The organism is Pseudomonas sp. SMN11, from assembly GCF_052041945.1.
GTDB lineage: Bacteria > Pseudomonadota > Gammaproteobacteria > Pseudomonadales > Pseudomonadaceae > Aquipseudomonas.
On record NZ_JBKGGW010000035.1, the window covers coordinates 12,163 to 35,322 of the forward strand.

Genomic DNA, 23,160 nt, shown 5'->3' on the forward strand with positions numbered 1-23,160 from the left:
TTAGCCGCGCACACCGGCGAAGCCGGTGCCATGCACTGCGTTGCCCGCTTCGCGGCTAAAGCCGCTCCCACAGGGCGAGCAGTAAATCGACAGACAAGAAAAAGCCCCGACAAGTCGGGGCTTTCTGATTCAACCGTTCAGGCTCAGCGCTTGGCGGCTTCGCCTACCAAGGCAGCTTCCTGCTTGTCTACCATCAGCGAGGCGTAGTACTGCTCGCCCTTGGCCGCGTCGTACATGCCTTCCCAACGCGCAATCACCAGGGCTGCCAAGGCGTTGCCGATCACGTTCAGGGCAGTACGCGCCATGTCCATGATGCGGTCGACACCGGCGATGAAGGCCAGGCCTTCCAGCGGAATGCCCACGCTGCCCAGGGTCGCCAGCAGCACCACGAAGGAAACGCCCGGTACGCCGGCGATGCCTTTGGAGGTGACCATCAGGGTCAGCACCAGCAGCAGCTGCTGGCTCCAGGACAGGTCGATGCCGTACAGCTGGGCGATGAAGATGGCCGCGATGCTCTGGTACAGGGTCGAACCGTCGAGGTTGAACGAGTAGCCGGTCGGTACCACGAACGAGCAGATCGACTTCGGAGCACCGTACTTCTCCATTTTCTCGATCACGCGTGGCAGCACGGTCTCGGAGCTGGAGGTGGAGTAGGCGAGGATCAGCTCATCTTTCATGATGCGCATGATCTTGATCACCGAGAAGCCGAACAAGCGCGCCACCAGGCCCAGCACCATGAAGGCGAAGAAGGCGATGGCGAAGTACACCAGCAGCACCAGCTTGGCCAGCGGCAGCAGCGAGCTGAAGCCGAAGTTGGCAACGGTCACGGCGATCAGGGCGAACACGCCGATCGGGGCGTAGTTCATGATCATGTGAGTGACCTTGAACATGGTTTCCGACACAGCCTGGAAGGTACGCACCAGCGGCTCGCGCAGGTCGGCCTGCAGGCTCGACAGGCCAAGGCCGAACATCACCGAGAAGAAGATGATCGGCAGCATTTCGCCACGCATCAGCGCTGCGAAGATGTTCGACGGGATCAGGTTGAGCAGGGTCTCGATGAACGCGTGCTCATGCTGCACCTCGGCCGCGGTGGCCTGGTACTTGGAGATGTCGACGGTACCCAGGGTGCTCATGTCGATGCCGGCGCCCGGGTGGAACAGGTTGGCCAACACCAGGCCGACAACGATGGCGATGGTGGTTACCACCTCGAAGTAGAGAATGGTCTTCAGGCCGATGCTGCCCAGTTTCTTCGCATCGCCAACCCCGGCGATACCCACGATCAGCGACGAAATCACGATCGGGACGACGATCATCTTGATCAGGCGAATGAAGATGTCACCGGCGGGCTGGAGGACGTTGCTGATCCACCAGGCCTTTTCCGCGCTGAAGTGGTTCAGCAGCGCGCCGACTGCAACGCCCAGGACCAGACCGATGACGATCTGCCAGGCGAGGCTCAGTTTTGCCTTCTTCATGTCTTTACCCTTTGTTCTAGTGGTCACGGGCACCGACCGGAAAAGCGCGTAACAGAGCCGTTGGCAACGTCACGGGGAGCTTTTGGCTTCCGTCCGGGGACCTCGTGTAAGGACACCGCGAGCGAGCGACAGGGCGCTCGGGCCAGCGAAAAAGGCGGCAACTATTGCGATGGGGAAGGCTGAAATCTAATGCCGGAAGCGCATACCCCATGCCGATACGGCATAAGCGTTCAGGTCAAAATACGACGCACGTAAGTCATTGATTTATAACGTTCGGAAATCCGAACAAGACCAAACCGCCATATTTCGGCAGTTTTGGCGGTATGTAGACGGGGATTAAAACGGCTTGTTCGACAATCCGAATGGCCGAAATGCCACTTGTTCAGCAGGCGCATTGGCCGAAAAAAAATTGATGTACGGTCAAGACAAAATGTGTCTTGAGGGTCAGGACCTGAAAGGAATCAGCAAAGTGGGATATGGCGCCTCGGAAGCCAGGCCCGGTTGCGGTGTTTTTCAGACACCCCCGACCTGAAACTTCCGATTCTGCCTTTTCCTGACCCGGCCCAATGCTTGGAGGTACTCCCTGTACCCCTAGGCCACTCCGATCCTGCAACAATCAGAACAGCCCGGCCCCCTGGTCATGCGCTGCCCCTCCTCGGGGCGGCGCATCATAGAAGCGAGAACGATAAAAAGGTTCCGCTTCCATTACATGACAGCGCGCGACCGCTGGTCAGTACCAATTCGGGTCACGCTTGAGTTGCTCCTGCAACATCGCCTTCATCCCGTCGTCCGGCTTACCCAGCCAACGGTACTGCGCATGGCGCGTTGGCGATTTGTCACTTGGCAAGCCCTCGGGCACTTCGACCAGCATCCCGTAGGCGTCGTCCTTGTCCCAGCTGAATGCCACGATCAAGCGCTTGTAGGTACAGTTCTGCGGTGACTCACACAGCGGGCCGACCAAATACTTGTCGCCGTCTTCGGTCACTGCAGACATCTGCTCCTGCCCGCTGCCGCTCAGGTTGATCACCCAGTCAGGCAAGCGTTCCTCGCCCTTGATCGTGTCTTGCCAGGTTTCCCGGTATTCGGGGTCCGAGCCGAGCAACTGCTCGACCCGGACCTGGCCATCGTTGGCCGCCAGCACCGCTGCACTACCGCCTGACATCAAGGCAGCGGCAGCCAGAGCTGCGTATAGCTTCCTGCTCATCTTCAACCTCGACCACGTCCAAAGAAGAAGGAAGCTACGAACAGGACCAGGAAGACAATGAACAGGATCTTCGCGATACCCGTAGCGGCGCCAGCGATACCACCGAAGCCGAGCACAGCGGCGACAATGGCGATGATGAGGAAAGTGACAGCCCAGCTAAGCATGATGCTTCTCCTTTCTTTTTTGAAATTGGTCCGGCCAGCGTCTCAGAACACCCAGCGCTGCTGGGGCGCGATGTTATCCACAGTGGCCGGAGAGGTATTGGCGGCAGGCCGCTGCCCGACAGGTTCGGCGGCTTTTACCAGAGTGTTGGCGCGGCTTGCCTGAATCTGCGTCAGCAGCGCGGTTTGCGCTGCCACCTGATCGGCCAGGCGCGCGGTCTGCCAGCTGTAATAGAAGAGGCCAGCGGCCAAGGTCAGCAGCAACGCCATGCCAAGGATCAAAAACTGGCGCACAGGCAGTGCGGCATTCAGCGAGCGGTTGACGGATGGGCGGTTCATGCCGGCTTCTCCTGCTGTAATTTTTCTGTTCAAACCTGAACAAGTAATTGCAGCCTGCATGCCAGCCCGACAAATCCAATAAAATGCTTATAAATCAATTACTTAACCGCATAGCAAAATACCGTTGAGGACGTATCCTGCACGATGCCCCTGATAGCGTCGTGCGAATTGCACGATTCAGCCCTCGACCTTGGTCGCTACTTTAAGCAGATCGGCATCGACGCCCCGCACGCCGATGATCTGACGGGCAATATCCACGGCGATGGACTTCTGCTCGTTGCTGACCACCTCACCGGTCAGTCGGACCATGCCTTGTTCGCTGGCCACCTTGATGTTCAGGCCGTCCAGATTGCGGCTGAAGCGCAAGCTAGTCTGAATCTTGTCGACCACCCAGCCGTCGCTCGGCTGCGGCCCGCTTGAAGCCTCTATCGGGGTTTCCCTTGCCTTCGCCATGGCTGCGGTATCCATGCTGACAAGGTTGTTGACCAGATGCACACCGTCGGTGGTGCGCGCCACCACGCCTGCCAGCTCCTTGGCCTCGGCACCGTCGACTTTTCCACGTAAGGTCACCACGCCGTCTTCGCTTTGCACCTCGATAGGTGATTTCTCCGTGGCCTTGCTCCACAGCAATCGGGCGCGGATCACCGCCGCCAAGGTCGCGTCCTCCAGCCGCTGGGCGTATGCGCGCAGTTCCAGCGGGCGTTCGACCAGTTCGGCGTTGACCCGCAACTGGTTGTCGACCTGCTCAATACCCCGTGTGGCCAGGGCCACCTGCTCGGCCAACTCGCGCTCGACGCCGTTCTCGACTTCCCCGGAAAGGCGAGCCCGCTGGCCATCGACCTTCACCTTGATGCGAAACGGGTTGAGCATCTGGTTGAGAGCCAACGCGGTTTGCAGCGAGCCCTCCAGGCGAGCGTCCAGAACAGGATCGGCTGACGCAGGTGTGCAAACGGACAGCAGGGTGGCCGCCAACACGGCCATTCGGATGGTAGGGGACACGGGTTCACCTCCTTTTAGTTGGCAAAAGCAAAAAAACGTCGCAACCAATGTGCCAGCGCGCAGCTCTAAGAAAATCATCGAGATATCCGGCTTCACGGTACGGCTTGGCCATTGGCTAGCATGCAAAGGACAGATTCCTTCACAATTGACCGTGCAACTTGCCCGATTTTTCCCACACTAATTGATGAACTATCCGAAGGAGCGCAGCAAATGGAATCAGCCCAGGACAACCAAGGCCGCATTCTGCTGGTGGATGACGAGTCCGCGATCCTGCGCACCTTCCGCTATTGCCTTGAAGACGAAGGCTACAGCGTGGCCACGGCCAACAGTGCTGCGCAGGCCGACGCCTTGCTGCAGCGTCAGGTGTTCGACCTGTGCTTCCTCGACCTGCGACTGGGAGAGGACAACGGTCTCGATGTGCTGGCGCAGATGCGCATTCAGGCACCCTGGATGCGGGTGGTGATCGTCACCGCGCATTCGGCGATCGACACTGCCGTCGATGCCATCCAGGCCGGTGCCGCCGATTACCTGGTCAAACCCTGCAGCCCCGACCAGCTGCGCCTGGCCACCGCCAAGCAGCTGGAAGTCCGTCAGCTCTCGGCGCGTCTTGAGGCCCTTGAAGGCGAAGTGCGCAAACCCAAGGACGGCCTCGACTCGCACAGCCCGGCGATGATGGCCGTGCTGGAAACCGCCCGCCAGGTAGCTACCACCGATGCCAACATCCTCATTCTGGGCGAGTCGGGGACCGGCAAGGGCGAACTGGCCCGTGCCATCCACGGCTGGAGCAAGCGGGCACGCAAGGCCTGCGTGACCATCAACTGCCCGTCGCTCAATGCCGAACTGATGGAGAGTGAATTGTTCGGCCATACCCGCGGGGCATTTACCGGTGCCAGCGAAAGCACGTTGGGCCGCGTCAACCAAGCGGACGGCGGCACGCTATTCCTCGATGAAATCGGCGATTTCCCCCTGACCTTGCAGCCCAAGCTGCTGCGCTTCATCCAGGACAAGGAATACGAGCGGGTAGGCGACCCAGTTACCCGCCGCGCCGACGTTCGTATTCTCGCCGCGACCAACCTCAACCTTGACGACATGGTGCGCGAGAACCGCTTCCGTGAAGACCTGCTGTACCGCCTCAACGTCATCACCCTGCACCTGCCGCCGCTGCGCGAGCGCAGTGAGGACATCCTGACCCTGGCCGACCGCTTCCTGGCCCGCTTCGTCAAGGAATACTCCCGCCCGGCCCGCGGTTTCAGCGACGAGGCGCGCAGCGCGCTGCTCAACTACCGTTGGCCGGGCAACATCCGCGAACTGCGCAACGTGATCGAACGCGCAAGCATCATCTGCCCACAGGAACGCGTGGAAATCAGCCACCTGGGAATGGGTGAACAACCGGCAGGCAATGCGCCTCGGGTGGGCGCAGCCTTGAGCCTGGACGAGCTGGAACGCGCGCACATCGGCGCGGTGCTGGCTACCAGCGACACCCTCGATCAGGCTGCCAAGACCCTCGGCATCGACGCCTCCACGCTCTACCGCAAGCGCAAGCAGTACAACCTGTGAGGCTGCCAATGAAGCTGCGCACGCGGCTGTTCCTCAGTATCTCGGCCCTGGTGACGGTGGCTCTGCTGGGCTTGTTGCTGGGGTTGGTGAGCGTGCTGCAGATGGCCACGGTGCAGCAGCAGTCAGTGCGCGAAACCACCAACGCGCTGGAAGTGGGCCTGAAGCTGCGGCAGAACCTCGGCGAACAACTGACCCTGCTACTGGACGAAGATACCGCTCGGGACAACCTGCGCCCTCTGCAGGAAAATTTCCAGGAACTGCTCAACCAGGGGCTGGCGCAAGGCGGTGAACGCACCGGCTTCAGCAAGGCCAGCAGCAACTACCAGGCCTTCATCCAGGCCTACCGCGACAGCCCGGCGCCGGCCCGCAGCATGGGCGTGGACCAACCACTGGGCGCGGCATTCAACCAGGTGCGTACCGACCTGATCGATTCACACAAGCAAGCCCTTGATTTCATGACCCGCAGCGAAGAGCGCACCCGTGACCGCGCCTTGCTGGTCAGCGGCGTACTCGGCCTGATGGGGCTGGTGGTGCTGGTGCTCGGTTTCGTCACCGCGCACAACATCGCCCGCCGCTTCGGCCAGCCGATCGAAGCGCTGGCCAAGGCCGCCGACCAGCTCGGCCAAGGTGATTTCGAAATCACCTTGCCGGTCACCCAGGCCATCGAGCTGAACCAGCTGACCCGCCGCTTCGGACTGATGGCCGACGCCCTGCGCAAGCACCAGGCAACCAATGTCGATGAATTGCTGGCTGGCCAGCAGCGTCTGCAGGCTGTGCTCGACAGCATCGACGATGGTTTGCTGATCATCGACCGCCAAGGCCACCTCGAGCACCTCAACCCGGTCGCCCAGCGGCAGTTGGGCTGGAACGACAGCCGGGTCGGCAGAGGCCTGGCCGAGGCCCTGCAGCGCCCGGAGCTGGAGCAACAGCTGCGCCAGGTGCTGCGCGGCGGCAGCCTGGATCGGCCACCGGAAGACCTGAGCATCGAGGTCGATGAAGAATCTCGCCTGCTGACCTACAGCCTGACCCCTGTCAGTCATCCGCAAGGGCCGATTTTGGGCGCGGTGATGGTCTTGCACGATGTCACCGAACAGCGCGCCTTCGAACGGGTGCGCAGTGAGTTCGTGTTGCGTGCTTCCCATGAATTACGCACACCGGTCACAGGCATGCACATGGCATTCGGCCTTCTACGCGAGCGGTTGAAGTTCCCGTCCGAGGCTCGCGAAAGCGATCTGCTGGAGACCATCGGCGAAGAAATGCAGCGCCTGACCCAACTGATCAACGACCTGCTCAACTTCTCACGCTACCAGAGCGGCCTACAGAAGCTCGAACTTGCCCCATGCAGCATCGACGAACTGCTCGACAGGGCGCAGGCACGCTTCAGCGAACAGGCCGCCAACAAGCAGATCGAACTGATCAAAGCCCTGGAGCCACCGCTGCCGCGTATCCAGGCCGACGTGTCGCAACTCGATCGGGTGCTGGACAACCTGCTGCACAACGCCATCCGCCATACCGCCAGTGGCGGACGCATCCGCCTGCAAGCGCGGCGGCACGCAGAGCGGGTGATCATCAGTATCGAGGACAATGGTGAAGGCATTGCCTACGGGCAGCAGGGGCGGATCTTCGAACCGTTCGTACAGGTGGGGCGCAAGAAAGGTGGCGCCGGGTTGGGGCTGGCACTGTGCAAGGAGATCGTACAGTTGCATGGCGGGCGCATGGGCGTGTTTTCCCGGCCAGGGCAGGGCACACAGTTCTACATGGCCCTGCCAGCCTGACTTTACCCGTGCTCACGGCTCATCATCGATCCGCGCCCTCCGTGGTTGCCGGCCACGGGTTACCAGCTCGGCGAACTGCCGGGCATTGAGCGGATGGGCAAATAGCCAGCCCTGCCCATAATTCACGCCCTCGCTGTTGAGCAGCACCGCCTGCGCCTCGCACTCGATGCCTTCGGCAATCACCCGCAGGTGCAGGTCATGGGCCATGCGAATGATGTGCGGCGCCACTCCGCTGCTGGCGGCGTCGTGCCCCAGAGCGTCGATGAACGCCTTGTCGATCTTCAGGCAGTCCACCGGCAAGGTCTGCAGGTAGGCCAGGCTGCAATAGCCCGTGCCGAAATCGTCGATCAGCACCTGGTGCCCGACCGCACGCAGGGCTTGCAGGTTATCCCGCGCCACCACCACGTCGATCAGCCCGCGTTCGGTGACTTCAAAGGCAATCTGGCTGGCAGCGACGCGGTGAAGCGCCAGAAGCCGCGCTGCCACCCGGCCAATGCGCGGCACCATCACATCGCAGGCCGCCAGGTTCACCGAGATATAAAGATTGCGATGTGAGCGCAGCAGCTGGCCAAGCTGCTCAAGCACGCGCTGCAGCACGAAATCGGTGATCTGGCGGATCTGCCCGGTGTTTTCCGCCAGTGGAATGAACAGGTCCGGGCTGGTCAGCGAGCCATCCGGGCGGCGCCAGCGCACCAGGGCCTCGGCACCTACACAGCGACGGCTGTCGAGCTCGATGATCGGTTGATACAGCACCTGCAACTCGCCCCGGCGCAGGGCATTCTGCAGTTCAGAACTCATCGAACGCCGCTGCAGGATCAGCTGCAGCACCAGCCAACCGATGCAGCAGGCCGCCAGCACACTGCCTGGGAACAGCAGCCAAAGCATGCCGTTCATGCGCAAGGGCAGGCTGGCCCGCGGTGCAATCAGCACCAGTTGGTAGTCCGGCGACTTGGTCGGCATGCGATAGACCAGCCGATCGCGCAGCTCGAACAAGGCCTTCTGGCTGGGCGGTGGCCAGCCACTGGTCGGTGGCCAGGCCTGGGGCGGGCCCAGCACAGGGATTGCACGGGTGCCGTTATCCAGCACCACCAACAGACTGCCGCCCGGTGGCAGGTCGACCACGTCGGTCAGGTGCCCACGTGAGGTGGAAACCAGGAAGTTACCCCGCGCCAGCATCAAGGCAGCGAGGTTTTCGTTGGGTTCAGTGGTGGTATTAAGCCAGTAGCTATAGGTCGGGCCCTGGATATCCGGCGCACGCGTTGGCACGAAAGCCCTGGCTCCACCCCGGTTGGAGCAGGCGACATTGGCATCCACATAGGCGGCTTCATAGATGAAGCGCGAACCCAGGCCAACCTGCTGCAACACCGAAATCATCGCTGGGCTGCAGCCGCGCAGCGACTGCGCCTGCAGTTCGTCGACGCCCTCGCGCAACTGGCCGAACACCTGCTCCAGGCGGTCGAGAAAGCGTTCGCCCTGGGCGTTCATCTGCGCGCTCTCACTTTCCTTCATCTGCTGCAGTGCAATGCCGATGCTGGCGGTCAGCAATACCGCTGCGCTGGCCAACGCTGCCAGAGAGGCCAGCATCCAGGGGCGGTAAAAAAATTGGCGCAACGCAGAAATCAGGGCAGACATGGGCAGCATCCAGTTGATTAACAAGGTATAGCAACTGGAATGAGAATCGGCTCTGCCGTTTGGCGCCCGAATGCGATTCGCGCTATCGCATGCGATTGAGCACCGATAGCATGGCTGCGGTCTGCGCGTCCGGCATGCCGTCGAAACGCTGTGGGCGGAAGTGCATCTGGAAGGCGGCGATGACGTTGCGCGTGGCCACATCCAGCTGCCCGGTCTGCTCGATGGCATAACCAAAGCGCGCCAATTCCTGCTGGTACCAGCCGATGGTCGGTGGGTTGACGTTGAAATAGGCCAGCTGGCGCGCTACGGCATTGGCTTCAGGCCAGACGCCGAGGCCTGCATCCGCCAGACGCTTCCAGGGGAACAACGGGCCTGGGTCGAGCTTGCGCGCGGGGGCGATGTCGCTGTGCCCGATGATGTGCCGCGGCTCGATGTTATTGCGCTTGACGATGTCCTTGAGCAAAGCGATCAACGACTGGATCTGCGCCTCGCTGTAGGGGTACCAGACGCGTCCATTAGCAGTATCGTCGAACCCCGGGTTGACGATTTCGATGCCGATGGAGCTGGAATTCAGCCAGGTGCGCCCCTGCCACTGGCTCTCACCGGCATGCCAGGCGCGACGGTTCTCGTCGACCAGCTGGTAGATCGTGCCTGGGCCGTCGCCGATCAGGTAATGGGCGCTGACTTCACCATGGGTCAGCAACGCGAGTGAGCGCTCCAGAGAGGCGTTGGTGTAGTGCAGGACGACGAACTGGATACGGTTGTCCTGGTTGGCCGAAGGGTGGTTGCGGTCGATGCGCAGGCCGGTCGAGCAACCGGCCAACGTCAAAAGCAGCAATGCGGATAGCAACGCTTTCATGGGAAAAGCCAAGGCAATGTTGGTAATGCAATAGGATAACGGATACTGACGTATCAGACTTATCCTTGCTCCACCCGGTTTCTTCCTGAGTCCTTGGCCCGATAGAGTGCAGCGTCAGCCCGTTTCAGCACTTGGTCGCCACGCTCGCCTGAGCGGAAGGCACTCAATCCGATAGAGGTGGTGATCACCACGCGTTCGCCCTTGAAGTGGAACGGGCAGGCCTCGATTGCCGCGCGTAGCGCCTCGGCGACCTGGGCAGCGGCTGCAGGGGACGTCTGCGGCAGCAACAGCACGAACTCTTCGCCGCCGAACCGGGCGATGAAATCACGTGCGCGCAGGCGCTTGCGCAGCTGGTCGGCAACGATCTTCAGCACCTTGTCACCGGCCAGGTGGCCGTAACTGTCATTGATGCGCTTGAAGTGGTCCAGGTCGAGGATTGCCATGGCCAGGTGACCGCCGCTTTCCTGCCAGTCGAGCATTTCCCGCTCAACTTGCTCGGTCCAGGCAGCGCGATTGGGCAAGCCCGTCAGCGGGTCAATCAGCGCCTTCTGCCGCTGTTCCTCCAGATGTTCACGATAGCCAAGCGCTTCCTGCTCCATGCTGGCGACCCGCTCGGCCAGGCCCTGCAGGCGCCCGGCCAGCTCCTGCTCGCGGCGGTCACGCTCATGCTGGTGCTCGTCCATGGTGCCAAGCAGTGTTTCGAGGCGGTTTTCCAGGATGTGCTTGAGGCTGTCCACATCCACGGCGCCCTGCACGCTGCTTTGCAGACCATCGACCTGTTCGCGCAGCTGGCTGTCCAGCTCACGCGCGGCGGAACTGTTGTCGGCATGGCCGGCGCTGGCTTCGTGCAGGTGGCTCTGGAAGCTGTCGAGGCGTTCGTTGAGCTGCTGCAGGTAAGTCTCGAACTCGTGCTGCCCGCTATCGGTAATCGCCAGCATGAGCACGGCCAGGTCATCGAGGACCGGGATCAGTTCGTACCAGTTCAGCCCCCGCGCCACCCTCTCGCGCATTTCCAGGGCCTGGGCCTTGTGCCGTTCCGGCAGGCTGAGGTCGTCAAGCAGACCGATCAGGGTCTGCTCGATGTGAGCTGCGACCTGGCTGTACGGCGGCTCCACCGCATCGGGAAGGGAGTAGGGGCCGTCCTCACCGAATACCTCTTCGAGTGTGGCCGGAACCGGGGCCGTCGGCTGCTCTGGCTCCATCTGCAGGACGGGCGCCTCATCTGCCTGCAGCTCATCTTCCGGCTGGGCTACTCCCGGTTGTTCAACGGTGTGTGGCTCTGCAATCAACTCCGGCTGGGCAGCATGAGCAACTTCCTCTGCCTCCGGGGCAGACTCGGCGCCAGCCAGAGGTTGCAGCTCATCCGCATCACGCAGCGGCAAGTCCACCAGCACAGGCCCATCCGGCTGCGGCTGAGCTTCAGACGGCGCAGCTTCAGGTGCGGGTTGCGCAGACTGAGCGGCCTCTGGCTGAAGCTCGTTGTCACGGTTACCGAACAAGCGCTGCAGTAAGCCCGGCCGGGCCTCGTCATCCGACTTGCTCAGCGATGAAAGGGCGCGACCTTGCAGGCCACTGAGCTCACCCAGCAGCGGCGGTAACTCACGTGACTGGGCGACCCCACCATCGAGCTTTTTCGCCAGCTTTTTCAGCGGCCGGGCAACTTCACCGGGCAGCGGCAAGCCTTGAAGCTGGGTAACCAGTGCATTCAGGGCATCGCTGACCTGATTCATGCGGGTTTCCCGGCGCTGCTCGGAGTCCAGCACCGCCTTTTCCAGGCGCGGGATCAACCCGGCCAGGCCGGCGTCCATGTTGTCGCTGCGGATGACCTCGCGCATTTCCTTCATGTACTGGTCGACAACCTTGTCGCTACCTTCGGCCGCCAAGGTGCTGCGCACCAGGCCACGGCGCAGCAGGTCGAGGCGCGCGTTCCAGCGGCGTTCGAGCTTTTCCTGCTGTTCGATGCTTTTTAAGTATTTTTCTTTCCAGCGCTCGGCTTCTTCGGTCATGCCTGGATCCGCATCGGGTAATGCATCTGTGGGCTGTGTAATTACACGCTGTCGGCGCGCATCTCGAACACTTGAGGGCTTGCCGCGCTTTGGCTGATCTAGCTCAAGACCGGCAGCGTATCCACAGTCAGTGCATCAGGCAATCGGATCTCTACCGCAACGGGAAGATGGTCGGAAATCGGCTGCGCCAGCACCTCGACCCGCTCCAGGGTCAGGCTTGGGCTGAGCAGGATGTGGTCCAGGCAGCGCTGCGGGCGCCAGCTGGGGAAGGTGGCTTCGACCTGCGGTGCGATCAGGCCCAGATCGCGAAGGGGCGAATGCTCGAGCAGATCGGTGGCGTGGGTGTTCATATCGCCCATGAGCACCTGGTGACGGTAGCCGCCGATCAATTCGCGAATGTAGCCCAGTTGAAGGGCGCGAGTCTTGGCACCCAGGGCCAGGTGCATCATGACCACGATCAGCGCATCCTCACCCTCGCCAAAACGCACCAGGATCGCACCACGGCCGGCCGGGCCGGGCAGCGGGTGATCTTCGAGCAGTTGTGGCTTGATGCGGCTAAGCACGCCATTGCTGTGCTGGGCAAACCGCCCGAGGTTGCGATTGAGCTGCTGGTACCAGTAAGGGAAGGAGCCCAGCTGGGCCAGGTGCTCCACTTGGTTGACGTAGCCTGAACGCAGGCTGCCGCCATCGGCCTCCTGCAGGGCCACCAGGTCGAAATCATTGAGCAGCTGGCCGATTTTCTGCAGGTTGCCGGCCCGCCCGGTGTGCGGCAGCAGGTGCTGCCAGCTGCGGGTCAGGTAATGCCGGTAGCGCTCCGTGCTGATACCCACCTGGATGTTGAAGCTGAGCAGCCGCAGACGACCATCCTCGGGCAGGCCAGGGGCCTGCAGGTGATGCTCGTTGACCTGCGGCTGATGCAGGCCAATGCCACGCGCGGTTCTGAAGCGGCGCATGGGGTACGCCGCTTACTTAGCGGCGCGCTCCTTGGCGATCAGTTGGTCAGCAACGTTCAGTACCCCTTCCGGCCCGCCGGCGGTGCCCAGGTCGAAGCGGTACTTGCCGTTGACCACCATGCTCGGTACGCCGGTAATTTCGTACTTCTTAGCCAGTTCCTTGGCCTGGTTGACCTGACCCTTGATGGCGAACGAGTTGAAGGTGGCGAGGAACTTGTCCTTGTCGACACCCTGGGTAGCAAGGAAGTCGGCCATGTCTTTCGGGTCGGTCAGGCGCTTGCGCTGGTTCTGGATGGCGTCGAACACCGCGGCGTGAACCTTGTGCTCGACACCCATGGCTTCGAGGGTCAGGAACATCTGGCCGTGGGCGTCCCATGGGCCACCGAACATGGCCGGTACGCGCTTGAAGTTGACGTCCTTGGGCAGTTTATCCACCCATGGGTTGATGGTTGGCTCGAAGTGATAGCAGTGAGGGCAGCCGTACCAGAACAGCTCGACCACTTCGATCTTGCCTGGCTGGGATACCGGAACAGGGTTGCTCAGCTCGATGTATTCCTTGCCGGCAGTGGCAGGCTCTGCGGCCTGGACGGCAGTCATACCGAAGACGCTGGCAGCGACCAGCGCGGCGCTGAGAATCAGTTTACGCATGCTTTACTCCTGAGCATTCATTGGTCGCCTCGACGCGACCAGTATTGAGACCGGTGGCGAAGGGCCCGAGTTCTGTAGTGTACCGGCTGCGGACAGAAAAAAGGGCGGTCCGCGCCGCCCTTTCATCTTTAGCGTTTCAGCATTAACCGAATGTTAATGCAGGCCCTGGATGTAGCTGGCCAGCGCTTCGATCTCATGGTTGCTCAGCTTGCCGGCGATGGTGCGCATGGTCATCGCATCGCCGTCGTTGGTGCGGTTGCCTTCGCGGAAGTCGGTGAGCTGCTTGGTCACGTACTGCGAATGCTGGCCGCCCAGGTGCGGGAAGCCGGCGAGGGCGATACCTGCGCCGTTGGGCGAGTGGCAACCGGTACAGGCAGGCATGCCTTTCTCAAGATTGCCGCCATTGAACAGCGCGCGGCCGCGCTCGACCAGCTTGGGATCGGCGGCACCAACGCTGCCTTTCTGGCTGGAGAACCAGGCGGCGATATCGGCCAGGTCCTGGTCACTGAAGTTGGCCAGCATGCCGGTCATTTCCAGCACGGTGCGTTTGCCCGACTTGATGTCGTGCAATTGTTTTTCCAGATATCTCTGGCCCTGGCCGGCCAGTTTCGGGAAGTTCGGCGCCAGGCTGTTGCCGTCGGGGTTGTGGCAGGCACCACAGACGGCTGTCTTGGCCTGGCCGGCGGCGGCATCGCCTTTGATGGGTTCCGCAGCAGTGGCCGCACCTGCGACACCCAGGGTCAACAGCAGACTCACGACTAGTTTGTTCATCAGCTAATCCAACACGGCTAAGGGTGAAATGTTATGTATCGGGACTGCCGCTCATCCAAAGGATGACCAAACGGTAGTCCTCGGCACTGCAGTCCATGCACAATCCACGCGGCGGCATAGCCTTGAAACCCTGGGTAACATGCACCACCAGTTGCTCCATGCCTTGCGCCAGCCTTGGCTCCCAAGCTGCCGGGTCACCCTTCTTGGGTGCCTGTGGCAACTGCCCGGCGTGACAGGCCGCACACGTGCGGTTGTACAACGCCTCGGGATCCTGTGTAGCCTGTGCGCTGTAAAACGGCAGGAACATACCGACAGCTAGCAACCATTTCGCCATGCGAAACGACCTGACAGGGTTGGGGGACGCGCTGCGTTCTGATGCGCGAGCTATTGTTCGACACCCCATGCACATTCCCCTTCGCTGGGAGAATGAGCACACAAAAACTGGGGCATTATATACTTCCGCCATCCAAACGGAAACGACACCGCTTGCCGGCCTAGGCTTTGGCAACACCCACATCGGAAATCCCATGCAAGTCAATAACCCCATCCTCGGCCTCTGCCAGAGAGCCAAATTCGCCCTCAGCGCTGCCAAGGTCGAACAATGCCCGGACGACCAGGGTTACGAGGTGGCTTTCGCCGGCCGTTCCAACGCCGGCAAATCCAGCGCCCTCAATACCCTGACTCATGCCAGCCTGGCGCGTACCTCGAAAACCCCAGGGCGCACCCAACTGTTGAATTTCTTCAGTCTGGACGATGAACGGCGTTTGGTCGACCTGCCGGGCTACGGATATGCAAAAGTCCCGATTCCGCTCAAGCAACACTGGCAGAAGCACCTGGAGGCCTACCTGGGCAGCCGTGATTGCCTGAAAGGCATCATTTTGATGATGGATGTGCGTCACCCGATGACCGACTTCGACAAGATGATGCTCGACTGGGCCAAGGCCAGCGGCATGCCGATGCATATCCTGCTGACCAAGGCCGACAAGCTGACCCACGGTGCGGGCAAGAACACCTTGCTCAAGGTGCAGTCGGAGATTCGCAAGGGGTGGGGTGACGCGGCGACCATCCAGCTGTTCTCGGCGCCCAAGCGTCTGGGCCTGGAAGAGGCCTACCGGGTGCTGGCGGGCTGGATGGAGCTGGAAGACAAGCCGGTAGCTTGACCCGTAATCCGGTCCCTGTGGGCTGTCCACAGGGGCCGATACCTGAATTGCGGGCAAAAAAAACCCCGGACTTCGTATGGGGAGGGGGAAGTTCGGGGTTCAAGTCTGGACCGCTAGGGCGGGGTCCAGGTATCTGCCAACACTTAACACAACATAGGAGCATCGAAAGGCTTCACCAGCCATTCAGTTACTCTGAGTCCCGCTTCACCGGTTTAGTTCCGGAGCCCTCAAAACTATTTGCGATAGTTTCATGAAACTCCCGAACTAATGGCATCGAGCCATGCCAGGATCCGCGTGACTACGCCGCAGATCCTACACACCTTTCCCAGCTCAATCAGTGAGCTTCGTCCCAATTCGAACCAACACCTGCTTCGACCACCAGCGGAACATCCAGTTGCGCGGCGCGGCTCATCTGGGTGCGGATTTCATCTTTCACATGGTCCACCAGGTCTTCACGTACTTCCAGCACCAGTTCGTCGTGCACCTGCAGGATCACCCGTGCATCCAGGCCGCTCTCGCTCAGCCAGTTGTCGACGTTGACCATGGCGCGCTTGATGATGTCGGCGGCGGTGCCCTGCATCGGCGCGTTGATCGCCGTGCGCTCGGCGCCCTTGCGTAGTGCCGGGTTCTTGGCGTTGATGTCTGGCAGGTAGAGGCGGCGGCCGAACAGGGTTTCAACGAAGCCTTGCTCGGCTGCCTGGGCGCGGGTGCGTTCCATGTAGGCCAGCACGCCCGGGTAACGGGCGAAGTAACGGTCGATGTAATCCTGCGACTGCTTGCGGTCGACGCCAATCTGCTTGGCCAGGCCGAACGCACTCATGCCGTAGATCAGGCCGAAGTTGATTGCCTTGGCGCTGCGGCGCTGGTCGGTGGTGACGTCTTCCAGCGCCACGCTGAACACTTCCGCTGCCGTCGCGCGGTGCACGTCCAGGTTGTTGCGGAAGGCATGCAGCAGGCCTTCGTCCTTGGCCAAATGGGCCATGATGCGCAGTTCGATCTGCGAATAGTCCGCCGCCAGCAGCTTGTAGCCGGGGCTGGCAATGAAGGCCTGGCGAATGCGCCGACCCTCGGCGGTGCGAATCGGGATGTTCTGCAAGTTCGGGTCGCTGGACGACAGGCGCCCGGTGGCGGCCACGGCCTGCTGGTAGGACGTGTGGATCCGCCCGGTACGCGGGTTGATCTGCCCTGGCAGCTTGTCGGTGTAGGTGCTCTTGAGCTTGCTCAGGCTGCGGTACTGCATCAGCACCTCGGGCAGCGGGTAACCCTGCTCGGCAAGTTCGTCGAGCACCGCTTCGGCGGTGGAGGGCTGGCCCTTGGCGGTCTTGCTCAGTACCGGCATGCCCAGCTTGTCATAGAGGATCGCCCCCAGTTGCTTGGGCGAACCGAGGTTGAACTCTTCACCGGCCAGCGCGTAGGCACGCTGCTCCAGTTCGGCCATCTTCACGCCCAGCTCACCACTTTGCACCTGCAGCAACGCGGCATCGACCAGCGCACCCTGGCGCTCGATCTTGGCCAGCACCGGCACCAGCGGCATCTCGATGCCCATCAGTACTGGCTGCACGCTCGGTGTCTGCGCCAGACGCGCCTGCAGCGCGTGGTGCAGGCGCAGGGTGATGTCGGCGTCCTCGGCGGCATAAGGGCCGGCCTTGTCCAGGTCGATCTGGTTGAAGGTCAGCTGCTTGGCACCCTTGCCGGCGATGTCCTCGAACGCAATGGTGGTGTGGTCGAGGTACTTCAGCGCCAGGCTGTCCATGTCATGACGGGTGGCGGTGGAATTGAGCACGTACGACTCGAGCATGGTGTCGTAGGCCACGCCCCGCATCTCGATGGCGGGCGAGTTGTTGGCGAGGATGTTGATGTCGTACTTGGCGTTCTGCCCGACCTTGGCCTTGGCCGGGTCTTCCAGCAGCGGCTTCAGCGCCAGCAGCACAGCCTCGCGGTCCAGCTGGGCCGGGGCGCCCTCGTAGTCGTGGGCCAGGGGCACATAGGCCGCTTCATGGGGCTCGACGGCGAACGACAGGCCCACCAGCTGTGCCTGTTGGGCGTCCAGGCTGGTGGTCTCGGTGTCGAAGGCGAACAGCGGCGCCTGGCGCAGCTTCTCCAGCCAGGCGTCGAAGCGCGCCTGGTCAAGGATGGTCTCGTACTTGGGCTCGACCTTGGCGGCCGGCGCTTCGACCACGGGGGCGACATCGCCGGCCCTAGTGGCATCGCGCTGCACATCGGCAATCCAGCTCTTGAATTCCATTTCGGTGTACAGCGCCAGCAGCGCCTCGCGGTCTGGCTCGCCGCAAACCAGCGCCTCGACCTCGACATCCAGCGGCACGTCGCACTTGATGGTGGCCAGTTCGTAAGACAGGAACGCCGCGTCGCGGTGCTCTTCGAGCTTCGCCGGCAGGGTCTTGGCCCCGCGGATGGCCAGGGTCGGCACCTTGTCGAGGTTGGCGTACAGGTCGCTGAGGCCGCCGCCGATTCCGGTCAGCAGGCCAACTGCGGTTTTCTCGCCAACGCCAGGCACGCCCGGGATATTGTCGACCTTGTCACCCATCAGGGCGAGGAAGTCGATGATGTGTTCAGGGCCAACGCCGAATTTTTCGTGCACGCCGGCCACGTCCAGCACACTGCCGGTCATGGTGTTGACCAAGGTCACGTGGCCGTCCACCAGCTGCGCCATGTCCTTGTCGCCGGTCGAGATGATCACCGGCCGGCCCTGGGTCGCGCTGCTGCGGGCGAGGGTGCCGATCACGTCATCGGCCTCGACGCCTTCAACGCACAGCAAGGGGTAGCCCAGCGCCCGGACGCTGGCGTGCAGCGGCTCGACCTGCACGCGCAGGTCATCGGGCATGCTCGGGCGGTTGGCCTTGTATTCGGCGAACATCGCGTCGCGGAAGGTCCCGCCCTTGGCGTCGAAGACCACCGCGAACAGGCTGTCGGGGTATTGCTTGCGCAGGCTCTTGAGCATGTTCAGCACACCCTTGACCGCGCCGGTCGGCATGCCCTTGGACGTGGTCAGCGGCGGCAGCGCATGGAAGGCGCGGTAGAGGTAGGAGGAACCGTCCACCAGGACGAGAGGCGCTTGGCTCATGAGCAGAATCAACCTTTTCGGCGGGTCCGGAGCTAGAATAGCCGGATCAATGACGACAAAGGGACTAGGTTATCATGCGTACACTCAATCGCTTGTTACTGCTGGGCCTGCTGGCAACCATGCCGGTCGTCACCCTCGCGGCGGACGAGGCGCCATCGGCAGATCCCGATGTCACCATTCGCACGGAAGGCGATAAAACCATCCAGGAATACCGGCAAAACGGCTTCCTGTATGCGATCAAGATCACGCCGAAAAACGGCAAGCCGTATTTCCTGGTCCGCGCCGATGGCTCAGATGGCAATTTCATTCGATCCGACCAGCCGGACATGTTGATACCGTCCTGGAAGATCTTCGAGTGGTAATCTGACGCGCGCACCGTTCACATCAACCCGGCACTTCCCGGCGGAAGTGCCCGTATGGGCATTTTTTCATCATGTCAGTCTTCACCCCCGTGACCCGGCCTGAGCTGGAAACCTTTCTGGCGCCGTACGAGCTGGGCCGTCTGCTCGACTTCCAGGGCATTGCCGCCGGTACCGAAAACAGCAACTTCTTCGTCAGCCTCGAACAGGGTGAGTTCGTCTTGACGCTGGTCGAGCGCGGGCCGGTCGAGGACATGCCGTTCTTCATCGACCTGCTTGACGTGCTGCACGACGCCAACATGCCGGTGCCCTACGCCCTGCGTGATCGTGACGGCAATGCCCTGCGCGAGCTGTGCGGCAAGCCGGCCTTGCTGCAGCCGAGGCTGTCGGGCAAGCACATCAAGGCGCCGAACCCCCAGCACTGCGCCCAGGTGGGCGAGCTGCTGGCGTACATTCACCTGGCCACCCGCGAACGCATCATCGAGCGCCGCACCGACCGTGGCCTGGACTGGATGCTGGCATCGGGTGCCGAAATGCTGCCGCGCCTGAGCCCTGAGCAGGCTGGGCTGCTGCAACCGGCGCTGGACGAAATCACCGCGCACAAGGCGCAGATCCTGGCCTTGCCGCGTGCCAACCTGCACGCCGACCTGTTCCGCGACAACGTGATGTTCGAAGGCACCCACCTGACCGGTGTCATCGACTTCTACAACGCTTGTTCCGGGCCGATGCTGTATGACATCGCCATCACCGTGAACGACTGGTGCCTGGATGACCACGGTGCGATCGATGTGCCGCGCGCACAGGCACTGCTGGGGGCCTATGCGGCTCTGCGGCCGTTTACCGCTGCCGAAGCCGAGCTGTGGCCGGAGATGTTGCGGGTAGGCTGCGTGCGCTTCTGGCTGTCGCGCCTGATTGCCGCAGAATCATTTGCCGGGATGGATGTGATGATCCATGACCCGAGCGAGTTCGAGGTGCGCCTGGCGCAGCGCCAGCAGGTGGCCTTGCACCTGCCGTTCGCTCTCTGAACCCAGCTGCGGTCGCTTTTGTAGGAGCGGCCTTGTGTCGGGAAGGGGCTGCAAAGCAGCCCCAGCAATCTATGCCTTGACGCTCGAAACCTGGGGCCGCTACGCGGCCCTTTCGCGACACAAGGCCGCTCCTACAAGGGCCGTGCCTCGCCTTAGAGTTGCTCCAGGCAGCCTGCGAGGTCACCACCGAGCTTCTCGAGCAAACGCTCGTAGCCCTTGGCATCCACCGGGTCAGTACCACCCAGGGCATCCAGCTCCGCCAAGCGCACCGGCAGCCCGGCCGTCAGTGTCTCGGCCAGGCGCGGGCGCAGCGGTGGCTCGCTGAACACACAGGTCTTGCCCACTTCCTGCAAGCGCTTGCGCATCGCGGCCACATGCTGCGCCCCCGGCTGCACCTCGGACGCCACACTGAACACGCCAGTGTGCTGCAGGCCGTAGGCCGACTCGAAGTAGTCGAACGCCTCGTGGAACACGAAGTAGGGCTTACCGGCGATCCCGGCAACTCGCGCCTTGATCCGCGCATCCATACCATCCAGACGCTCGCTGAAGGCTTTCAGGTTGCTCTGGTAGCGCGGCGCATTGGCCGGGTCGGCCGTTGCCAGGTCAGCCGCCATCTTCGCCGCGATCACCCGGGCATTGACTGACGACAGCCACAGGTGCGCATCCAGGCTGCCCGGGCGGTGATCGTGGTCATGGTCGTCGTGGTCCGCCTCTTCATGGGAATGGCTGTCCTCACCAAAGTGGCGCAATTTCATGCCTGAAAGCGACTGTACGGCCACCGTCGGTTTGCTGCGGCTGGCGAGCACCCGCGGCAGGAAGTTCTCCATGTCCGGGCCGATCCAGTACAGCAGGTCGGCGTCGCCGACCTTGCGCACGTCGGACGGGCGCAGGGCGTAGTGGTGCGGCGAAGCGCCCGGCGGCAGCAGCACGTCCGGTTTGCCCACGCCATCCTGCACGGCGGCGGCAATCTGCTGCAGGGGTTTGATACTGGTCAGCACACGCACGTCGGCCTGCGCCGAACAGGCGATGAAAGCGACAAATAGCACAAGGAATCGGGACACGATGAATACTCGACTCGTCAGAAACAGGTAACATAATAACGTCTCCATCCAGAACCGTCGCTGCCCATGTCCATCACGCCGCTGGCTCACCGTCCCCACGATCATTCCCATTGCGTGCACAGCGCCTTGTCCGAAGCCGATGCCTTGTGCACGCGCCAGGGCCTGCGCCTGACCGCACTGCGCCGGCGTGTGCTGGAGCTGGTGTGGCAGAGTCACAAGCCGCTGGGCGCCTACGACATCCTTGCCGTGCTCAGCGAACAGGACGGCCGCCGCGCAGCACCACCCACCGTGTACCGCGCCTTGGACTTCCTGCTGGAAAACGGCCTGGTACACCGCATTGCCTCGCTCAACGCCTTCATCGGCTGCAGCCACCCGGAGCACGCGCACCAGGGCCAGTTCCTGATCTGCCGCGTATGCCACGTGGCCATCGAGCTGGAGCAGGACAGCATCAGCGATGCCATCATCAACAGCGCCAAGGGCGTGGGCTTCAGCGTCGAAACCCAGACGGTGGAAATCGTCGGCCTGTGCGCCAACTGCCGGAGCGCAGCATGAGCGACGCCCTGATCCGCCTCGAGCAGGTCGGTGTCAGCTTTGGTGGCGAAGCGGTGCTCGACAGCATCGACTTGTCGGTGGCACCCGGCCAGATCGTCACCCTGATCGGCCCCAACGGTGCCGGCAAGACCACCCTGGTGCGCGCCGTGCTCGGGCTGCTCAAGCCACACCGTGGCAAGGTCTGGCGCAAGCCGAAGCTGCGTATCGGCTACATGCCGCAAAAGATTCAGGTGGACGCCACGCTGCCGCTGTCCGTACTGCGCTTCTTGCGTTTGGTGCCCGGGGTAGATCGCGCAGCTGCCTTGTCGGCACTGCAGGAAGTGGGTGCCGAACAAGTCATCGACAGCCCGATCCAGACCATTTCCGGTGGCGAGATGCAGCGCGTGCTGCTGGCCCGTGCGCTGCTGCGCGAGCCGCAGCTGCTGGTGCTCGACGAGCCGGTTCAAGGTGTCGACGTGGTCGGCCAGACCGAGCTGTACAACCTGATCACCCGCCTGCGCGACCGCCACGGGTGCGGCGTGCTGATGGTCTCCCACGACCTGCACCTGGTGATGAGCGCCACCGACCAGGTGGTCTGCCTGAACCGCCACGTGTGCTGCTCGGGCCACCCCGAGCAAGTCAGCAACGACCCGGCCTTTGTCGAGCTGTTTGGCCAGAACGCCCCGAGCCTGGCTGTATATCACCACCATCACGACCACAGCCACGACCTGCACGGCTCGGTCGTCGCCCCTGGCGCCCATGTTCACGGAGAGCACTGCAAGCATGGCTGATTTTCTTCTTTACGCCTTGCTTGCGGGACTTTCCCTGGCAGTGGTAGCGGGTCCGCTCGGCTCGTTCGTGGTGTGGCGGCGCATGGCGTATTTCGGCGATACCTTGTCCCACGCCGCGCTGCTCGGCGTGGCGATGGGCTTCGTGCTCGATGTCAGCCCAGCCCTGGCAGTGACCGTGGGCTGCCTGCTGCTGGCAATTCTGCTGGTGACCTTGCAGCAACGCCAACCACTGGCCTCCGATACCCTGCTCGGCATCCTCGCCCCCAGCACCCTGTCGCTGGGCCTGGTGGTACTGAGCTTCATGCATGATGTGCGCATCGACCTGATGGCCTACCTGTTCGGCGACCTGCTGGCCATCAGCACCACCGACCTGGCGTGGATCCTGGGCGGCAGCGCGTTGGTCCTGCTGCTGCTCGCCGCGCTGTGGCGGCCATTGCTGGCCATCACCGTGCACGAAGAACTGGCCATGGTCGAAGGCCTGCCGGTAGCGGGCCTGCGCATGGCGCTGATGCTGCTGATTGCCGTGGTCATTGCCGTGGCCATGAAGATCGTCGGCGTGCTACTGATAACCTCGCTGCTGATCATTCCCGCCGCTGCGGCACAGCGCCACGCCCGCTCGCCAGAGCAGATGGCACTGGGCGCCAGCCTGCTCGGCATTACCGCCGTATGCGGCGGCCTGGCCATGTCCTGGTTCAAGGACACCCCGGCCGGGCCATCGATCGTGGTCTGCGCGGCGGTGCTATTCTTGCTGAGCCTGGCCCTACCAAAACGCTGA

21 protein-coding genes and 1 pseudogene are annotated in these 23,160 nt (G+C 62.4%); 8 read left to right on the forward strand and 14 right to left on the reverse strand.

All coding sequences use genetic code 11. From position 1 onward, the window contains the following. Window positions 1-143: 143 nt before the first annotated feature. The 5 genes from gltP to ACLEJU_RS23170 form a co-directional block, all read right to left on the reverse strand. Window positions 144-1,472, reverse strand: a complete 1,329-nt coding sequence (gltP, locus tag ACLEJU_RS23150; protein WP_435424047.1) for a glutamate/aspartate:proton symporter GltP — start codon at window positions 1,470-1,472, stop codon at window positions 144-146. Window positions 1,473-2,202: 730 nt separating this feature from the next. Then, a complete protein-coding gene (locus ACLEJU_RS23155; protein ID WP_435424048.1) occupies window positions 2,203-2,676 on the reverse strand; it encodes an inhibitor of vertebrate lysozyme family protein in 474 nt (157 codons plus the stop codon). A gap of 2 nt (window positions 2,677-2,678) precedes the next feature. Then, on the reverse strand, window positions 2,679-2,840 hold the full coding sequence (locus ACLEJU_RS23160) for a DUF1328 domain-containing protein (RefSeq protein ID WP_103448315.1): 162 nt from the start codon (window positions 2,838-2,840) through the stop codon (window positions 2,679-2,681). 42 nt (window positions 2,841-2,882) lie between these two features. Further along, window positions 2,883-3,176 (reverse strand): hypothetical protein, encoded by a 294-nt coding sequence (locus ACLEJU_RS23165; protein WP_435424049.1) that lies wholly within the window; start codon window positions 3,174-3,176, stop codon window positions 2,883-2,885. Window positions 3,177-3,353: 177 nt separating this feature from the next. Then, window positions 3,354-4,157, reverse strand: coding sequence for a BON domain-containing protein (locus ACLEJU_RS23170; protein ID WP_435424058.1), 804 nt, complete (start codon window positions 4,155-4,157; stop codon window positions 3,354-3,356). 228 nt (window positions 4,158-4,385) lie between these two features. Here ACLEJU_RS23170 and algB point away from each other — a divergent pair, with 228 nt between their 5' ends. Then, window positions 4,386-5,732 (forward strand): sigma-54-dependent response regulator transcription factor AlgB, encoded by a 1,347-nt coding sequence (gene algB / locus ACLEJU_RS23175; RefSeq protein WP_435424050.1) that lies wholly within the window; start codon window positions 4,386-4,388, stop codon window positions 5,730-5,732. A gap of 8 nt (window positions 5,733-5,740) precedes the next feature. After that, on the forward strand, window positions 5,741-7,507 hold the full coding sequence (locus ACLEJU_RS23180) for a KinB sensor domain-containing domain (RefSeq protein ID WP_435424051.1): 1,767 nt from the start codon (window positions 5,741-5,743) through the stop codon (window positions 7,505-7,507). 12 nt (window positions 7,508-7,519) lie between these two features. Here the strand turns inward: ACLEJU_RS23180 and ACLEJU_RS23185 are convergent, their stop codons facing one another. The 7 genes and pseudogenes from ACLEJU_RS23185 to ACLEJU_RS23215 form a co-directional block, all read right to left on the reverse strand. After that, a complete protein-coding gene (locus ACLEJU_RS23185) occupies window positions 7,520-9,139 on the reverse strand; it encodes an EAL domain-containing protein (protein WP_159412628.1) in 1,620 nt (539 codons plus the stop codon). Window positions 9,140-9,221: 82 nt separating this feature from the next. After that, window positions 9,222-9,998, reverse strand: coding sequence for an N-acetylmuramoyl-L-alanine amidase (locus tag ACLEJU_RS23190; RefSeq protein WP_435424052.1), 777 nt, complete (start codon window positions 9,996-9,998; stop codon window positions 9,222-9,224). Between the two features lie 59 nt (window positions 9,999-10,057). After that, window positions 10,058-12,004 carry a diguanylate cyclase gene (locus ACLEJU_RS23195; RefSeq protein WP_435424053.1) on the reverse strand — a complete coding sequence of 649 codons (1,947 nt, stop codon included), beginning with the start codon at window positions 12,002-12,004 and terminating at the stop codon, window positions 10,058-10,060. Window positions 12,005-12,102: 98 nt separating this feature from the next. Beyond that, window positions 12,103-12,935, reverse strand: a pseudogene (locus tag ACLEJU_RS23200) (endonuclease/exonuclease/phosphatase family protein). 34 nt (window positions 12,936-12,969) lie between these two features. Then, window positions 12,970-13,605 (reverse strand): thiol:disulfide interchange protein DsbA, encoded by a 636-nt coding sequence (gene dsbA / locus ACLEJU_RS23205; RefSeq protein WP_283723539.1) that lies wholly within the window; start codon window positions 13,603-13,605, stop codon window positions 12,970-12,972. A gap of 153 nt (window positions 13,606-13,758) precedes the next feature. Then, window positions 13,759-14,376, reverse strand: coding sequence for a c-type cytochrome (locus tag ACLEJU_RS23210; RefSeq protein ID WP_079230207.1), 618 nt, complete (start codon window positions 14,374-14,376; stop codon window positions 13,759-13,761). A gap of 31 nt (window positions 14,377-14,407) precedes the next feature. Further along, window positions 14,408-14,710 carry a c-type cytochrome gene (locus ACLEJU_RS23215; protein WP_110639517.1) on the reverse strand — a complete coding sequence of 101 codons (303 nt, stop codon included), beginning with the start codon at window positions 14,708-14,710 and terminating at the stop codon, window positions 14,408-14,410. 193 nt (window positions 14,711-14,903) lie between these two features. On the opposite strand from ACLEJU_RS23215, the gene yihA reads away from it, so the two are divergent. Next, complete coding sequence (yihA, locus tag ACLEJU_RS23220) at window positions 14,904-15,536, forward strand: ribosome biogenesis GTP-binding protein YihA/YsxC (protein ID WP_435424054.1); 633 nt, start codon at window positions 14,904-14,906, stop codon at window positions 15,534-15,536. Between the two features lie 334 nt (window positions 15,537-15,870). Here the strand turns inward: yihA and polA are convergent, their stop codons facing one another. After that, on the reverse strand, window positions 15,871-18,618 hold the full coding sequence (polA, locus tag ACLEJU_RS23225; RefSeq protein ID WP_435424055.1) for a DNA polymerase I: 2,748 nt from the start codon (window positions 18,616-18,618) through the stop codon (window positions 15,871-15,873). Between the two features lie 74 nt (window positions 18,619-18,692). Here polA and ACLEJU_RS23230 point away from each other — a divergent pair, with 74 nt between their 5' ends. Next, entirely contained in the window at window positions 18,693-18,980 is a 288-nt protein-coding gene (locus ACLEJU_RS23230; RefSeq protein ID WP_435424056.1) for a DUF2782 domain-containing protein, read from the forward strand. Between the two features lie 71 nt (window positions 18,981-19,051). Then, complete coding sequence (locus ACLEJU_RS23235; RefSeq protein ID WP_435424057.1) at window positions 19,052-20,002, forward strand: homoserine kinase; 951 nt, start codon at window positions 19,052-19,054, stop codon at window positions 20,000-20,002. A 152-nt stretch (window positions 20,003-20,154) separates the two neighbouring features. Here ACLEJU_RS23235 and ACLEJU_RS23240 read toward each other — a convergent pair whose 3' ends face one another. After that, window positions 20,155-21,111 (reverse strand): zinc ABC transporter substrate-binding protein, encoded by a 957-nt coding sequence (locus ACLEJU_RS23240; RefSeq protein WP_435425417.1) that lies wholly within the window; start codon window positions 21,109-21,111, stop codon window positions 20,155-20,157. 18 nt (window positions 21,112-21,129) lie between these two features. On the opposite strand from ACLEJU_RS23240, the gene zur reads away from it, so the two are divergent. From zur to znuB, 3 genes are read left to right on the forward strand one after another with little or no spacing between them, the layout of a single operon-like run. Continuing rightward, on the forward strand, window positions 21,130-21,615 hold the full coding sequence (gene zur / locus ACLEJU_RS23245; RefSeq protein ID WP_027917183.1) for a zinc uptake transcriptional repressor Zur: 486 nt from the start codon (window positions 21,130-21,132) through the stop codon (window positions 21,613-21,615). After that, window positions 21,612-22,385 carry a zinc ABC transporter ATP-binding protein ZnuC gene (gene znuC / locus ACLEJU_RS23250; protein ID WP_060483860.1) on the forward strand — a complete coding sequence of 258 codons (774 nt, stop codon included), beginning with the start codon at window positions 21,612-21,614 and terminating at the stop codon, window positions 22,383-22,385. The genes zur and znuC overlap by 4 nt, the downstream gene beginning before the upstream one ends. Then, window positions 22,378-23,160: a zinc ABC transporter permease subunit ZnuB gene (znuB, locus tag ACLEJU_RS23255; RefSeq protein ID WP_110639511.1), complete on the forward strand. Its 783-nt coding sequence runs from the start codon at window positions 22,378-22,380 to the stop codon at window positions 23,158-23,160. Before znuC ends, znuB begins: the two co-directional genes overlap by 8 nt.

Coding starts and splice junctions, on each gene's coding strand:
- gltP (WP_435424047.1), bottom strand. CDS start 1,472: ATGAAGAAGGCAAAACTGAGCCTCGCCTGGCAGATCGTCATCGGTCTG.
- ACLEJU_RS23155 (WP_435424048.1), bottom strand. CDS start 2,676: ATGAGCAGGAAGCTATACGCAGCTCTGGCTGCCGCTGCCTTGATGTCA.
- ACLEJU_RS23160 (WP_103448315.1), bottom strand. CDS start 2,840: ATGCTTAGCTGGGCTGTCACTTTCCTCATCATCGCCATTGTCGCCGCT.
- ACLEJU_RS23165 (WP_435424049.1), bottom strand. CDS start 3,176: ATGAACCGCCCATCCGTCAACCGCTCGCTGAATGCCGCACTGCCTGTG.
- ACLEJU_RS23170 (WP_435424058.1), bottom strand. CDS start 4,157: ATGGCCGTGTTGGCGGCCACCCTGCTGTCCGTTTGCACACCTGCGTCA.
- algB (WP_435424050.1), top strand. CDS start 4,386: ATGGAATCAGCCCAGGACAACCAAGGCCGCATTCTGCTGGTGGATGAC.
- ACLEJU_RS23180 (WP_435424051.1), top strand. CDS start 5,741: ATGAAGCTGCGCACGCGGCTGTTCCTCAGTATCTCGGCCCTGGTGACG.
- ACLEJU_RS23185 (WP_159412628.1), bottom strand. CDS start 9,139: ATGTCTGCCCTGATTTCTGCGTTGCGCCAATTTTTTTACCGCCCCTGG.
- ACLEJU_RS23190 (WP_435424052.1), bottom strand. CDS start 9,998: ATGAAAGCGTTGCTATCCGCATTGCTGCTTTTGACGTTGGCCGGTTGC.
- ACLEJU_RS23195 (WP_435424053.1), bottom strand. CDS start 12,004: ATGACCGAAGAAGCCGAGCGCTGGAAAGAAAAATACTTAAAAAGCATC.
- dsbA (WP_283723539.1), bottom strand. CDS start 13,605: ATGCGTAAACTGATTCTCAGCGCCGCGCTGGTCGCTGCCAGCGTCTTC.
- ACLEJU_RS23210 (WP_079230207.1), bottom strand. CDS start 14,376: ATGAACAAACTAGTCGTGAGTCTGCTGTTGACCCTGGGTGTCGCAGGT.
- ACLEJU_RS23215 (WP_110639517.1), bottom strand. CDS start 14,710: ATGGCGAAATGGTTGCTAGCTGTCGGTATGTTCCTGCCGTTTTACAGC.
- yihA (WP_435424054.1), top strand. CDS start 14,904: ATGCAAGTCAATAACCCCATCCTCGGCCTCTGCCAGAGAGCCAAATTC.
- polA (WP_435424055.1), bottom strand. CDS start 18,618: ATGAGCCAAGCGCCTCTCGTCCTGGTGGACGGTTCCTCCTACCTCTAC.
- ACLEJU_RS23230 (WP_435424056.1), top strand. CDS start 18,693: ATGCGTACACTCAATCGCTTGTTACTGCTGGGCCTGCTGGCAACCATG.
- ACLEJU_RS23235 (WP_435424057.1), top strand. CDS start 19,052: ATGTCAGTCTTCACCCCCGTGACCCGGCCTGAGCTGGAAACCTTTCTG.
- ACLEJU_RS23240 (WP_435425417.1), bottom strand. CDS start 21,111: ATGGAGACGTTATTATGTTACCTGTTTCTGACGAGTCGAGTATTCATC.
- zur (WP_027917183.1), top strand. CDS start 21,130: ATGTCCATCACGCCGCTGGCTCACCGTCCCCACGATCATTCCCATTGC.
- znuC (WP_060483860.1), top strand. CDS start 21,612: ATGAGCGACGCCCTGATCCGCCTCGAGCAGGTCGGTGTCAGCTTTGGT.
- znuB (WP_110639511.1), top strand. CDS start 22,378: ATGGCTGATTTTCTTCTTTACGCCTTGCTTGCGGGACTTTCCCTGGCA.